Origin of the sequence: Halobacteriovorax sp. DPLXC-1 (assembly GCF_036903125.1) — a bacterium.
Lineage (GTDB): Bacteria > Bdellovibrionota > Bacteriovoracia > Bacteriovoracales > Bacteriovoracaceae > Halobacteriovorax_A > Halobacteriovorax_A vibrionivorans.
This window is the reverse complement of the sequence record NZ_JAYMCO010000001.1, coordinates 37,443-50,508: the sequence shown is the minus strand read 5'-3', so window position 1 is coordinate 50,508 and position 13,066 is coordinate 37,443. Positions and strand designations below refer to the sequence as shown.

Here is a 13,066-nt window from a genome sequence, read left to right as displayed (position 1 = left end):
GGCACATTTAAATCACCTTGACGATAGTATTTTCAGTTATTTATGAACATAAACCTAAAATATTAGGCCCTGTGAACGCGAGGTGTTAAAATAAACTTAAGAAAAGTTAAAGCTCTGGGCCATTTCAGCCGAAAAGTTGAGATAGTTACTGAGTTTTGTCCCCACGTTTGGGGTTAATTGAAAGGAGTGCAACAATGAAAACCTTACTAGCGTTTCTTAAAGACGAAGAAGGTCAAACATCAACAGAGTATATCTTACTTGTTGCTGTTGCTGCGATGTTAGTTATGAAGTTTAGAGAGAAAGCTTCTCAAGGGATTGAACAGCTTACAGATGGTGTATTTGGTAATACATCTAATCTACTGCAAGATCTCCAAGGCGGTAATTAATATATTTCCCCGCTCCCCAGTTTCTTCTAGGGAGCGGAGGAAAATCTTTCTCACCAACTTCAAAGTCGTACTTAATGTAAAATATTAAGTATGTTACGTCAGTCACAAAGCGGTCAGGCTTTAATCGAGTATATATTTATCTTAGCTTTCTTTGCGGGAATTTCTATTGCTATGGCAAGAGGAATTGGTACGTATACTACTGGCTTCTTTAAAAGTTTTGCATTTCATTTATCGCAAGAACTCTCTACTGGAGCATGCCCAAGAGGTTGCTGGCATTCACCTTTTGTAAATGGAAATGAGTAATTCGATATGCCAGTTAGTGTTTTTATTTTTCTTCTCGTTCAATTAATTTATATTTCTTATATTGATATTCAATCAAGAAAAATAGCCAATGCATGGTCAATTGGAAATATCTTTCTCTTTATTGTGTTGTTATTCTTCTTTCCAAATTCTTATAACCTAAGTGTTCAAACTTTTCTTTTTCCATTGGGGATATTTTGTGCCGGTTTTCTTCTTTTTATTTTAAAGATAATGGGAGGGGGAGACTCGAAATATCTAGCAAGTTTGTTTCTTATTATTCCAGTTGAAATTCAAGAACAAGCATTCATCTCTTTGGCCGTTGTTACAGTGATTGTGGGGCTATCCGTATTTATTACTAATATACTCAAGAATTGGGATTTTATAGTAAAGGCTTTCAAAGAAGGTAACCTGTTTCAGATAAAACGTATATTTGGGAAGAAATTTGCATTTGCTCCTGTTATACTAGTTTCATGGATTTTTCTAGGATGGAAAATAAAAGAACTCATTTACTTCTAAATAAGAAGGGGCAATCAACAGTAGAGTATATTCTGCTCTTTGTTGTCGTCACGACTTTTGCCATGACTATATTTAAAAGCGATGCCTTTCAGGACATGATTGGTGAAGGTATGTTTGGGACACTTGCAAGATCAATGGAGTACTCTGCTCGTTATGGAACGAAGGGAACTGTAGATGGTTATGGAAGCAATTATTCAAATCCAAGACACCCATTATATTATAATGAAGCAAAAGGGCAGACGCATTTCTTCTCACCAAGAGAGCCTTATAATGAATAAGTTATCAAAGAATAATAAAGGTCAGTCGACGATTGAATTCTTATCGACATTCACTTTTGTGATCGCCTTCTTCTTTGTGTTTGCTAAAATTGGCCTAAACTTTACGCATTCTTATTTACTACAATATGCAAATTTTATGGCCTCTCGTGCATACCTTGTTGCAGATAATAAGATACCTGGTGATAGCTTAGCACGCTCAAAGGCAAACCAGGTTTTTCAATCTTATAATGTTGTTAATTGTGGTCCTGAATGTGCTTTAAAGTTCAACTCTAAACAAACAACGGACTGGTTTTTAACAGGAACTTACCTCGATTATAAAACAAAGTTTTCTCTAATGAAGGTTTTAACAGGTGATATCGATATGAGCTTTCGTATTGAATCATTTTTGGGAAAAGAGCCCACGATTAGAGAATGCCTAGTTCGTGTTTGTCAGTCGTTTTCAGAAGTTACGACAGCAAGTGGCGCTGGAAATTGTTCGAGTACACTGACAACAATTTACGATAATGGATGTTAATTGAAGAAGAATAGCTATAAAGACATATTCAACAATGAAGAAGGTCAGGCATTATTTGAGGCCATGATATTTATTCCTATTCTTCTCTACTTAGTTGTAATGATGATCACAATCGGTAACTCCATTAACACTGCAATAAATCACAATAAAGCAGCTCGTACCTATACTTTCTATATTATGCGAGGAAACTCTGATGCAGCCGGAAAATTCGATATTAATCGACTAAATGGAACATTAAGTGAACTTGGTAATTTTATGATTGGTTGGAGTGATGAAATGGGTGGCGCTGGTGGAGAAAGTCCGATAGCTCCTACTTTTCAAATCCCAACACTGCCATGGGCCCCAGCAGCTGAGGAAAATTGTCAAGATAGAGGGGATCCAGAGGATACGACATGTATAAAAGTGTTCACTTTATTTGGTGTTTGCGGAGAAACATTTAATAAAACAGGTGATGCTTTATTTAGAAATACAGATCCTGGTATTGCCACACTAAATTCGTCGTGTAATTTCAAGTAGAATTACCTCTCTTCAAGTAGCCAAAAATGCCTCTTGGCCACCAACTCCTTGTTTTTTGATAAAATATTAACTGATTACTTAACTAAGTAAAGCAGGATGTTTTATGAATACAAGAGCTTTTACCCTGGCCCTAGTTATTGCAATGGTCGCAATGTTTATGGTCCATACATATATTGAAGACCAGCAGTCAGCGCTAATTAAAAAGTACGGAACAATGAGTTCTGTTCTCGTTGCAAAAGAAGATATTCGAGAGTTCGATCTACTGGATGAAACGAAGGTTTCGATTGTAACTGTTCCTCAGAAGTTCTTAGCACCTGGAAGTTTTAAAACAGTTAAAGAAATTGAAAACACAATTGCCACTGTTCCTATTTTAAAAGGGGAGCAAATCACAAAACCTCGTGTAACTTATCCAGGAGAGAGTACTGGACTTTCTAGAGAAGTTACTGTTGGTATGAGGGCCATCGCATTTCAAGTTGATGAAAGAAGTTCTGTAGGAAAACTTATTCGTCCAGGTGATCGTGTCGATGTACTTGCACCAATGGATTACACTGGTGGAGCGAGAATGGATCGTCAAAAAATTGTAACGATTCTACAAGACGTAAGAGTTCTATCAACAGGTAAAAGTGTATCTAATAATATTCCACTCATTGGTGTGAAGACGGCCGATGTCGTTCGAAAAATGAAGCTTAATACTTATTCAAATTATACAACAGTAACGCTTGAATTAAGTCCATTCCAAGCACAAAAGCTAACACATCTTTATCTCTTCCAATCAAATAAACCGATCTTAACTTTAAGAAATATTAATGATGGAGAGAAACAGCTAATTGAAGGAACAAGGCTATACGATATTTTATCAGATGCAGATCGTAACGAGGCAAGAGCTTACTTTAATGAAAAGTATAAGAAGAAAAATTAATGTATATATTTAAAATCTTAATCATATTCTCAATGACTTTTATGAGCTTTGCGCAGCAAAGCTCTTCAGGTATTGGTGTACAAGAAGAAAAAGTCGAAGTTGTTCTGGGTATTGATAAAGTACTTCCAATAGACTTTCGTATTACTTCAAGAAGTGTTCAAGTTGCAAATCAAAGAATCTTAAAAGTTCAACCAGTAAATACAGCAGCAGGAACTAGTGAGCTTGTTTTAAAAGGTGAGGCTCCTGGTATTACTTCCGTGACAGTTCGAGATCGCCTTGGTGCTATCAAAAAGAGATACCTTGTTACGGTAACAGCAACAGAAAAGTCAAAACTTATCTCTGAAATTAAAGAGCAATTAGGGCCAATTGAAGGGCTTGAAATTAACCTTCGTGGAGGAAAAGTCTTTGTTGAAGGAAAGATCATTGTTCCAGGTGATATTGGTCGAATTGTAAAAGTATTAGAAGATTACCCTGATGTGAAAAACTTAGTTGAAGTTTCACCTCAAACCTATTTGATTATCTCTCGAGAAATGCAAGAAGGATTACGTCGTAATAATTTAAAAGATGTAACAGTTAGGTTTTTTAATAACTCTTATCTGCTTGAAGGGATTGTAAATTCAGAAGAAGAAAGTGCTCTTGCTGTGAAAATTGCGGCCACTTATTTACCGGATCGTATTGAGAGTTTAGCAAGACGTACTGACTCGGTTCAACAGTTGGGTCGTGATGAAATTATTAAAAACTTTCTTGCAATTAATAGAAAACCACAACCACCTCAGCCTTCAAAGCTTATTAAGATTACAGCTCAATTCGTCGAGTTGTCTAAAGACTATAATCGAGTCTTTGGCTTTAAGTGGAATCCAAGCGTTGGAACCACTGGTGGTCAGATCATTTTTGGCCGTGGTGAAAACGGGGGAACAATTACAACTTCTTCAAGTGGAAACTTCGGAGGAACAATAAATCAATTATTTCCTAAGCTAAGTTCTGCTAAGGCCGCTGGCTATGCACGTATCGTTCAATCTGGAATGGTGATTACAAAAGATGGTGAAAAAGCCAAGCTCTCTAAAGGCTCAGAACGAAATGTTGCGGTAGGTACTGGAGAGTTTCAACAGGCAAAAGTAATTGAAGCAGGCTTTAACTTAGACGTTACACCAAAGATTCTTCAGGAAGAGAAGATCAATCTCGATATTGTCCTAGGTGTTTCTTCTTCACAAGGTGCAGATAAGCAAACAAATTCATTAGATACAAAGTTGATTGTTAAATCAAGAGAGTCAGCTGTTGTAGGTGGTATTTCCATTAATAAGACAGCAACAGAATACGATAAAGATCCGCCAGATGGTGTTTCAAGTACTCAGAGTGATGACTCTGACTCATCAGTTCAGACATTTTCATTATTCTCATTTGTCCGTTCAAAAGATGTCTCAAAGTCAAAGGAACAATTTGTTGTTTTTATTACTCCTGAGATTATTGAAAGTGCATCAACTGGAACTGAGGATATAAAAAGAAAGTTTAGAAAGAGGGGGCCATAATGGCCGAAGGTCATATTATAGCAGTTATTGGTGGTAAAGGCGGTGTCGGTAAGTCACAGGTCGCCACGAATTTAGCATTTGCTTTTAGTGGTGAAAAACGCTCAAAAACACTTTTATTGGACTTTGATCAAAAGGCCAGTGGAGATTTAAATCTTCTAACTGGAATAAAGACTAATAAGAACTTAAAAGATCTTTTCAGTTTTAATGGGAATATCGATCCTCGCTCCTTCCAACCATTCGTTAATATGCATCCAAGTGGTGTTCATTATATTGGTTTACCAAATGATCCCGTTGCAACCGAAGGGATGAGTGTTGATAACGCTGGTAAGGTGTTAAAAGCTGCAAAAAATATGTATCCCACTACGATAATTGATGTGGGAACTGAGATTAATGATTTAACAGCTAAAGCTTTAGAGCACGCTACAATGATTCTTGTGGTTATTACACCGGATCTTTTAGCACTTAATCAAACAAAGCGCATGGTTTCAGAACTGATTACCATGATGTTTCCAAAAGAGATGATTCACTTTGTTTTTAATCAGGCACAAAAAGGTCATCCTGTCTCTGCTGATGTTGCAGGTAAGTCTGTGGGAAGGCCAGTATTAGCTCAAGTTCCAAAAGATGATCAAACTTGTGCAATGGCATTAAATCAAAAGAAGCCAATCATGCTGGCAGCAAAAAATAGTGCTTTTGCTAAAGGTATTATCGAGTTAACTCGTACTATTAATGGTAAGGGAATTCTCAATCAGCTTGCTAAGCTAAATAAACCATCGGGTGTGGGTGTAAAGAAAGAGCGATCAGCAACTGGTGCAGAGGCCAATTCATGGAGAGATTTAAAACTTCGAATTCATAAGGCCCTTGTCGAAGAGATGGATCTCTCAAAAGATGATGATAACGATCCTAAAGCTAAAATTATTCTAAAAGAAAAAACAAAGAAAATTGTAATTGAGCTTCTTGGTAAAGAAGATACTAAGGGAATTGTTAATAATCGCGATGAAATGAATAGTATTGTTAAGGAGATTTTGGATGAGGCTCTAGGTCTTGGTCCTTTAGAGGATCTCCTTGCTGACCCACTTATTTCTGAGATTATGGTAGTTGGCCCTAGTAAAATTTATTATGAAGAAGATGGGAAGGTTAAGCTTTCAAAAGTGACCTTTTCCAATGATAGACAAGTTCTAAATGTAATTGAAAGAATCGTAGCACCTATTGGTCGTCGTATTGATGAGAAGACTCCATATGTTGATGCTCGATTACATGATGGTTCAAGGGTTCACGCTATTATCCCTCCCTCTGCCATTGATGGGTGTTGTATTACAATTCGTAAGTTCCCTGAAGAAAGGCTAACTCATAAGCACCTTGTGCAATACGGGTCGATTACTCAGAACATGGCCGACTTTATGAGAATTGCCGTTGAAGGGCATAAGAATATTATTGTCTCTGGTGGTACCGGTTCTGGTAAGACGACACTTGTAAATGTTTTAGGAAGTTTTATTCAAGCAAACGAGCGTATCATTACTTGTGAGGACTCTGCCGAACTTAGTTTTCCTCAAGAGCACGTTGTTCGACTTGAAACAAGACCTCCGTCACTTGAAGGTGATGGTGAAATTGATATTCGTTGTCTCGTTAAGCAGTGTCTGAGGATGCGTCCCGAAAGAATTGTCGTTGGTGAGTGTCGTGGTGGTGAAACTCTTGATATGTTACAGGCCATGGGGACAGGTCACGATGGTTCGCTTACAACAGTTCACTCGAATAATCCAAGAGAGTGTATTGGAAGAATTGAAACCCTTGTTCAATATGCAGGAGCAGGACTTACACCAAAGGCCATTCGCGATATGATTGCTAATGCCGTTCACCTTATTATTCAAGCATCAAGACTTGATGATGGTTCAAGAAAGATTACCCATATTACAGAAATAGGTGGAATCCAAGGTGATGTCGTAACACTACAAGATATTTTCTTATTTCAACAAAAAGATATTGATAAGAATGGGAAGATTATTGGATCCCATCAAGCAACAGGATTTATTCCTAAGTTTATCGAAACACTAGAAAGACAAGGTTATAATATCCCACGAGGTTTATTTTCTAATACTCCTAGTGGAGGAGCGCCAGGACAAAAGCCGGCAGCACCGCCAAAGGCCCCTGGGAATCGTCCACCACAAAAGGGACAAAAGCCAGGGCAAAGACCACCGCAAGGTAAACCACAACAGCGTCCAGGTGTCCCACCGGTGAAGAAGAAAGCTTAAGGTAGAGGTTTAAACAATGAGTTTCTTTATTGAATTATTAGGTCGAAATGGAATGATAGCCTTCATAGGTCTTATCTTCTTTCTATTTTGTTACCGCTATTCAGTAGGGATCTTTGACCTCATCGAGAAGCAGACTTTCGGAACGCGTACATATATTTTAGAAAAGTTTGAATTACTCTTTATTGATGTAAAACCTGAGCATGTCACATATGCTCTTTTGGCCTTATCTTTTGGACTTGGAACACTGACACTACTTATTTTTGGTGTTTTTGGAAAATGGGGAATCGGTGCATTTGTAGGTTTAATCCTCGGTTTTATCGGATTTAAGGCACCAAAGCCAATTGTCGACTATATGGTCAATAAGAGAGTTACAGATTACCAAAATCAAATGGTCGATGGCCTAACTCTATTATCTAATGGTCTTAGGGCCGGTTTATCTGTACCACAGGCCTTAGGAATGGTTGTGGATGAGATGCCACCACCTATTTCTCAAGAGTTCGGTGTAATCCTTCAACAGAACCGAGTAGGGGTAACTTTAGAAGAGTGCTTCGAAAACTTGGCAGCTAGAGTACCAACACAAGACAATGATATGTTCGTTTCAAGTGTTAATATTTTACGCGAAACAGGTGGTAATCTTGCCGAAGTTTTTGACACTATCGTCTCTGTTATTCGTGAAAGGATTCGTTTAAAGCAGAAAATTGATACTGCTACGGCCCAGGGAAAGTTCCAAGGACTGACTATTGCGGCCATGCCCTTTGTCATTCTAGCTATTTTCTCATCAAATGACCCAAGTCTATTACCGAAGATGTTTTCGACACCAATAGGGATTGTCTTATTTGTAGTCGCATGTATTTTAGACGGTATTGGGACCTACATTATCCTCCAAATCGTAAAAATCAAGGAATAAAGTTAATATATGTTTAAGTTTTGGTTATTGGATACCGATATATCTAGGGAGAGAATTTAGGATTCTTTAAAACCAAAAAGGAAATACGTCATGAGAATCAGTTTAAAGTTATTAGTACTATGTTTGTTTTCGCTGGCATCGATTGCTGGTGTGAACTTGAAGAACGGAAACTTCTACATCACGTACACGGACATTATTGTGCCTGGTGGTGGGAACGATCTCGTTATTGAAAGAACTTATAATTCAAAATCTCCTGGAAAGGGATGGTTTGGTTATGGTTGGGGTTCTGACTATGAAACACATTTAGTTGTTTCGGCAGATGGGTCAGTAACGATTCATGAAAATGGGTCAGGTGCAAAAACACGCTTCACACCAAGACAGGCCGTTGATCCTAAGGCAGCAGCACAAAAGATTGTGGATGTGATGAGAAAGAAAACATCGCTTTCAACTACAGTTGCAAGTACTCTTGTTAAGAAGCTAACAAATGATGCTGAATTAAGACAAGCGTATGCTAAGAAATTCAATGTTTCTTCAAACCTTGCTGTAGGAACAGAACTTTACTCGAATGTTCGCGGTCTTCAAAAGGTTGTGAAAACTAGAAAGGGTTATATTAGAAAGTATAATGATGGTAAAGAGAACCATTTCAATGAAGATGGTAAGCTTATCGAAGTTAAAGATAAGAATGGTTATGTTGTAAGACTTGATTATTCAAAAGCTGGAACTCTTCAATCAATTAAAGATTCAATGGCAAAGCAAATTTTCTTTAAGTGGTACCCGAATGGACTTGTAAAGTCTGTTGAATCAGGTGCAGGAAAGAAAACTGTTTATACTTATGATTCAGCTTATAACTTAAAAGAAGCAAAAGATGTTTCTGGAAACAACTTTAAATATGATTACGATGCTAATCACAACATGACGAAGATTACATATAAAGATGGTACTTTCCAAAAAATTGATTATGAAAAGAAAACACAATTTGTAAAAGAACTTACAAAAAGAAGTGGTGAGGTTGTTAAGTATTCATATGAAAGTAATCCAAAGAATCCAGATTTCCATTACTGGACTTTAGTTGCAAAGAAATCACCAACTAAGAAAGAAGTTGTAAACCGTTATGAGTATGAAATTAAGAAAAAACCAGACGGGTCTCATTACACTTACCGTATTCTTACTGTAATTAATGGACTTAAGACTGAAACTATTTATACAGAATGTTGTTCTCTTCCAAAGCAAATTAAAAGAGGAAAGCATGTTACAAACTTTGAATATAACAAAGATGGACTACTTGTTAAAAAGAGCTCTTCAAGAGGTGACTTTGTAGAACTTGATTACCACAAGAAGTTTAAGAAGATCACAAAAGTTGTTAATTCAAGAGGTTGGACTGAATTTGATTATGATAAGAAAGGTAACCTAAAGAAAGCTAACAACTCAAAAGGTATGTCAGTTGTTCTTCTTTATGATTCAAAAGGTCGTATCTCTAAGATGATGGACTACAATAAGAAAACAAAGAAGAAAAGAGCACTTGAATTCCAATACAATGCTCAAGGTAAGCCAGTTGAGATTACTATGAATAAAATTGGTAAGATCAATGTTAAATATGATAACTACGGCGAAATTTTAAAAGTAGAGTCTAAAGCAGGACATAAGATGGCCTTACAAGTAACAAGGGCCTTCCAATCACTTTTAGCAATTGTTAAGCCTGCTGGTGTTAACTTAAATATGTAATTGGAGGGAATATATGAAAAAGTTATTAATGGTTTTATTTCTTATGAGTACTCTTTCTGTTCAAGCAGAAATGTCAGAGGGGCCAACTCCTTGTGATGCAAATAATAACGAGGCTAAGTGTGAAAGTGGTGATAACTGCTTAACTCTTGACTCTGAGTCTGGAGAAAGTTCTCAAACAGATACATCTGCGAAAGGTGATGGTCAGTAAAAGAAGTTATTAAAATCTATTATAATGAATGGGCCCTCTTTATCAGAGGGCCTTTTTTTTGACTAAAAAGTGATCACTGTATAAAAATCTACACCTAGAACACTCTTAACTATCTAATATTACATAGAAAAAGTTGGCACTTCCCTTGCTTTATATAAGACATAGAAACACACAACCATAATGGGGGAATTATGAAAAAGTTAACATTAGTATTTTTATTAGTTTTAAGTGCCACAAACGTATTAGCTCTATCTGAGACTGAAACGAATTGTGATGAAATGTATGCAAGTAGTGATAGCGTTGCAAGCGTTGAGAGTGCAGCTCCAGCAGCTTCAGGCTCGACTTCTTCATCTTCATCTTCTGCAACAGGACAGTAAGAAGCACAACAATACCAAACTCAAAAATTTACCCACACTCCTTATAAAAAGCCTAGTCACGAACTAGGCTTTTTTAGTATACTTGGCCCATGGACAATAATATAGCAACGATATACACAGCTCAGAAAGGGCGAAAAGAACTTAGTTATAATGATCGCATATCAGTCTTGGAAGCCTTAGAAGAGAGGATAAAGGACTTAGAGCCGAGAATTGTAGATGCATTAAAAGCTGATTTGAGAAAGCCTCGATTTGAGTCTTTTTTATCTGAGATTGATTTTTGTTTACACGAAATTAAAACTGTAAAGAAGAAGCTAAAAAAGTGGATGAAGCCACGTAGGGTTTGTTCACCGTTACCTTTTATGCCTGCTAAAAGTCGTGTTCATTTTGAGCCCTATGGGCAGGTTCTAGTTATCGCTCCGTGGAATTATCCATTTCAATTGGCCATCGTTCCTCTGATTGGAGCAATTGCAGCCGGTAATAAAGTTATTCTAAAGCCTTCTGAGGTTGCACCCAATACTTCTAGCATCTTAAATGAACTCATATCAAGTGCCCTTGATAGCGAGATCGCTGCTGTTGTTGAAGGTGGTGTTGATGAAACAACTGAGTTATTAAATTTAAAATTTGATTATATTTTCTATACAGGAAATGGCCATGTCGGTCGTATTATCATGGCCGCAGCGGCTAAGAATTTAACACCGCTAACACTAGAACTCGGCGGTAAGTCTCCAGCAATTGTTGGAACTAAGAATCTTGATTTAGCGGCCAAGAGAATTGTTTGGGGTAAGTTCTTCAATGCAGGTCAAACTTGTGTTGCTCCTGACTATGTTCTTTTACGCAAAGAGGATCAAGACGAATTTATTAATTCAGCAAAGAAGTACCTAGTCCAATTCTACGGCGACAATGTTAAGAATAGTCCTGACTATGGACGCATCATCAATGAAAGACACTTTGATCGTTTAAATGCTCTTGTTAAAAAAGATGACGTACTTATTGGTGGAGATGTTGATAAGAGCGATTTATATATTTCACCGACATTCTTAAAAGCAAATGAATCAAGTGAAATTATGCAGGATGAAATTTTTGGACCAATCCTTCCTCTTGTGAATATCGATAATCTTGATGAAGCAATCGCTTACGTAAAAAGACATGATAAGCCTCTTGCATGTTATGCATTTCTTGATAAAACAAGTGAAAAGAATCGTGTCATCAATGAAATTAGCAGTGGTGGTATGGTAATTAATGATACGATCATTCATCTGTCAAATGACCAACTTCCATTTGGAGGTGTTGGTGAGTCAGGAATGGGAGCTTACCATGGGGAGCATTCTTTTGAACTCTTCTCTCATCGCAAGTCTGTTATGAATAGGGCCTTTTTCTTAGAAAATGACTTACGCTATCCACCATATAGTAAGAAAGAATCATTTATTAGAAAGTTGATGAACTTAATCAGTTAAATTTATTTTACTTATTTATTGGAAATCGCATGCTAGAATTTTCTTATGAAAAATCTAGCATTCCTTATTTTTATCACTTTGTTAAATCCGTTCTACTCCTTTGCTAAGTCCAATGTTAAAGCAAAAGAAGTTTTTAAAACTAATGAAATCATCTGGGGTTTAACATTCATTAATGAAAATGAAATTCTTTTCACCGAAAGAGAAGGTAAGATTAAATATCACAACTTTCTTACTAAAGAGACGAAGTCTTTAACAGCACCTAAAGTAGTTGCTTCAGGGCAAGGTGGGATGCTTGATATCGTCATTAAGAATATCGGTGAAAAAACTTATGCTTATTACACCTATTCTGGAAAGGTCGGTAAAACGGTTGCGACGATTCTTGCTAGAGCGCAGTACAAGGATAAGAGTTTATCTCGCCCAGAAGTACTACTTGAAACTAAGGTATATAGTGATACTTCAAGACATTTTGGTTCACGTTTACAGTTCAAAGATAACCATTTATTTATGACTGTTGGTGATCGAGGTGAAAGGGATTATGCTCAAAAACTTAATTATCACAACGGTAAGATCCTTAGGTTAAATCTCGACGGAACTCCTGCTAAAGGAAATCCTTTTGAAAAAACAAAGGGCGCATTAAAAGAGATTTGGAGCTATGGGCATCGCAATCCTCAAGGGATCTTTATGGATGCTAATAAGAGAATTTTTAGCTGTGAATTTGGTCCTCGTGGTGGAGATGAGTTAAACCTAATCAAGCCTGGGCTCAATTATGGATGGCCAATCATTACCTACGGTAAAGAATACTGGGGACCTAGTATAGGCGAGGAAAAAAAGGCCGGTATGGAGCAACCAATTGTCTATTGGACACCAAGTATTTCTCCTTCTGGTATGACCATATATAACGGTAAGAAATATAAAGACTGGAAAGGAAATGTCTTACTTGCGGCCCTCGGTAGCGAACACCTCAGAAGGCTTGTTTTAGAGGGTGATAAAGTGGTTAGGCAAGAAGTCTATCTAGAGGATTTAGACGAGAGAATGAGGCAAATAAGGGTCTCTCCAGCGGGAGAAATCTACCTCACCACAGATTCTGGAAAGATATTGAAAGTACTTAAAAACTAGAGACTTATGAGTTGTTTAAAAGATGAACACCTATGAAAAAATGTCTATCTTTTTTACGCTTTCATGTCTGTAAGTATTTAA

At 37.1% G+C, this 13,066-nt stretch carries 15 protein-coding genes; all 15 read left to right on the top strand.

Annotated features, from left to right (window positions below):
- Window positions 1-194 precede the first annotated feature (194 nt).
- The 15 genes from VCM44_RS00265 (at window position 195) to VCM44_RS00195 (ending at window position 12,985) form a co-directional block, all read left to right on the top strand.
- Window positions 195-386, top strand: coding sequence for a Flp family type IVb pilin (locus VCM44_RS00265; RefSeq protein WP_114706172.1), 192 nt, complete (start codon window positions 195-197; stop codon window positions 384-386).
- A 90-nt stretch (window positions 387-476) separates the two neighbouring features.
- A complete protein-coding gene (locus tag VCM44_RS00260) occupies window positions 477-689 on the top strand; it encodes a Flp family type IVb pilin (protein WP_114706173.1) in 213 nt (70 codons plus the stop codon).
- Window positions 690-695: 6 nt separating this feature from the next.
- Entirely contained in the window at window positions 696-1,202 is a 507-nt protein-coding gene (locus tag VCM44_RS00255) for a prepilin peptidase (RefSeq protein WP_114706174.1), read from the top strand.
- Window positions 1,172-1,480, top strand: a complete 309-nt coding sequence (locus tag VCM44_RS00250) for a hypothetical protein (protein ID WP_114706175.1) — start codon at window positions 1,172-1,174, stop codon at window positions 1,478-1,480. The genes VCM44_RS00255 and VCM44_RS00250 overlap by 31 nt, the downstream gene beginning before the upstream one ends.
- A complete protein-coding gene (locus VCM44_RS00245; RefSeq protein ID WP_334677718.1) occupies window positions 1,473-1,994 on the top strand; it encodes a hypothetical protein in 522 nt (173 codons plus the stop codon). Before VCM44_RS00250 ends, VCM44_RS00245 begins: the two co-directional genes overlap by 8 nt.
- Window positions 1,995-2,510 carry a hypothetical protein gene (locus tag VCM44_RS00240; RefSeq protein ID WP_334677717.1) on the top strand — a complete coding sequence of 172 codons (516 nt, stop codon included), beginning with the start codon at window positions 1,995-1,997 and terminating at the stop codon, window positions 2,508-2,510.
- 103 nt (window positions 2,511-2,613) lie between these two features.
- Window positions 2,614-3,429, top strand: a complete 816-nt coding sequence (gene cpaB, locus VCM44_RS00235) for a Flp pilus assembly protein CpaB (RefSeq protein ID WP_114706178.1) — start codon at window positions 2,614-2,616, stop codon at window positions 3,427-3,429.
- Window positions 3,429-4,955 carry a pilus assembly protein N-terminal domain-containing protein gene (locus VCM44_RS00230; RefSeq protein ID WP_114706179.1) on the top strand — a complete coding sequence of 509 codons (1,527 nt, stop codon included), beginning with the start codon at window positions 3,429-3,431 and terminating at the stop codon, window positions 4,953-4,955. Before cpaB ends, VCM44_RS00230 begins: the two co-directional genes overlap by 1 nt.
- Window positions 4,955-7,201, top strand: coding sequence for an ATPase, T2SS/T4P/T4SS family (locus VCM44_RS00225; protein WP_334677716.1), 2,247 nt, complete (start codon window positions 4,955-4,957; stop codon window positions 7,199-7,201). Before VCM44_RS00230 ends, VCM44_RS00225 begins: the two co-directional genes overlap by 1 nt.
- 16 nt (window positions 7,202-7,217) lie before the next feature.
- Entirely contained in the window at window positions 7,218-8,108 is an 891-nt protein-coding gene (locus VCM44_RS00220) for a type II secretion system F family protein (RefSeq protein WP_114706181.1), read from the top strand.
- Window positions 8,109-8,198: 90 nt separating this feature from the next.
- A complete protein-coding gene (locus VCM44_RS00215; protein WP_114706182.1) occupies window positions 8,199-9,830 on the top strand; it encodes an RHS repeat domain-containing protein in 1,632 nt (543 codons plus the stop codon).
- A gap of 13 nt (window positions 9,831-9,843) precedes the next feature.
- Window positions 9,844-10,038, top strand: coding sequence for a hypothetical protein (locus tag VCM44_RS00210; RefSeq protein WP_334677715.1), 195 nt, complete (start codon window positions 9,844-9,846; stop codon window positions 10,036-10,038).
- A 191-nt stretch (window positions 10,039-10,229) separates the two neighbouring features.
- Window positions 10,230-10,415 carry a hypothetical protein gene (locus VCM44_RS00205; RefSeq protein ID WP_114706185.1) on the top strand — a complete coding sequence of 62 codons (186 nt, stop codon included), beginning with the start codon at window positions 10,230-10,232 and terminating at the stop codon, window positions 10,413-10,415.
- Between the two features lie 89 nt (window positions 10,416-10,504).
- Window positions 10,505-11,869: an aldehyde dehydrogenase family protein gene (locus VCM44_RS00200; RefSeq protein WP_334677714.1), complete on the top strand. Its 1,365-nt coding sequence runs from the start codon at window positions 10,505-10,507 to the stop codon at window positions 11,867-11,869.
- A gap of 45 nt (window positions 11,870-11,914) precedes the next feature.
- Window positions 11,915-12,985, top strand: coding sequence for a PQQ-dependent sugar dehydrogenase (locus VCM44_RS00195; protein WP_334677713.1), 1,071 nt, complete (start codon window positions 11,915-11,917; stop codon window positions 12,983-12,985).
- The last annotated feature ends 81 nt before the right edge of the window (window positions 12,986-13,066 follow it).

Bases quoted from the DNA above. Each gene is read 5' to 3' on its own strand.
- VCM44_RS00265 (WP_114706172.1), top strand. From the start codon at position 195: ATGAAAACCTTACTAGCGTTTCTTAAAGACGAAGAAGGTCAAACATCA.
- VCM44_RS00260 (WP_114706173.1), top strand. From the start codon at position 477: ATGTTACGTCAGTCACAAAGCGGTCAGGCTTTAATCGAGTATATATTT.
- VCM44_RS00255 (WP_114706174.1), top strand. From the start codon at position 696: ATGCCAGTTAGTGTTTTTATTTTTCTTCTCGTTCAATTAATTTATATT.
- VCM44_RS00250 (WP_114706175.1), top strand. From the start codon at position 1,172: ATGGAAAATAAAAGAACTCATTTACTTCTAAATAAGAAGGGGCAATCA.
- VCM44_RS00245 (WP_334677718.1), top strand. From the start codon at position 1,473: ATGAATAAGTTATCAAAGAATAATAAAGGTCAGTCGACGATTGAATTC.
- cpaB (WP_114706178.1), top strand. From the start codon at position 2,614: ATGAATACAAGAGCTTTTACCCTGGCCCTAGTTATTGCAATGGTCGCA.
- VCM44_RS00230 (WP_114706179.1), top strand. From the start codon at position 3,429: ATGTATATATTTAAAATCTTAATCATATTCTCAATGACTTTTATGAGC.
- VCM44_RS00225 (WP_334677716.1), top strand. From the start codon at position 4,955: ATGGCCGAAGGTCATATTATAGCAGTTATTGGTGGTAAAGGCGGTGTC.
- VCM44_RS00220 (WP_114706181.1), top strand. From the start codon at position 7,218: ATGAGTTTCTTTATTGAATTATTAGGTCGAAATGGAATGATAGCCTTC.
- VCM44_RS00215 (WP_114706182.1), top strand. From the start codon at position 8,199: ATGAGAATCAGTTTAAAGTTATTAGTACTATGTTTGTTTTCGCTGGCA.
- VCM44_RS00210 (WP_334677715.1), top strand. From the start codon at position 9,844: ATGAAAAAGTTATTAATGGTTTTATTTCTTATGAGTACTCTTTCTGTT.
- VCM44_RS00205 (WP_114706185.1), top strand. From the start codon at position 10,230: ATGAAAAAGTTAACATTAGTATTTTTATTAGTTTTAAGTGCCACAAAC.
- VCM44_RS00200 (WP_334677714.1), top strand. From the start codon at position 10,505: ATGGACAATAATATAGCAACGATATACACAGCTCAGAAAGGGCGAAAA.
- VCM44_RS00195 (WP_334677713.1), top strand. From the start codon at position 11,915: ATGAAAAATCTAGCATTCCTTATTTTTATCACTTTGTTAAATCCGTTC.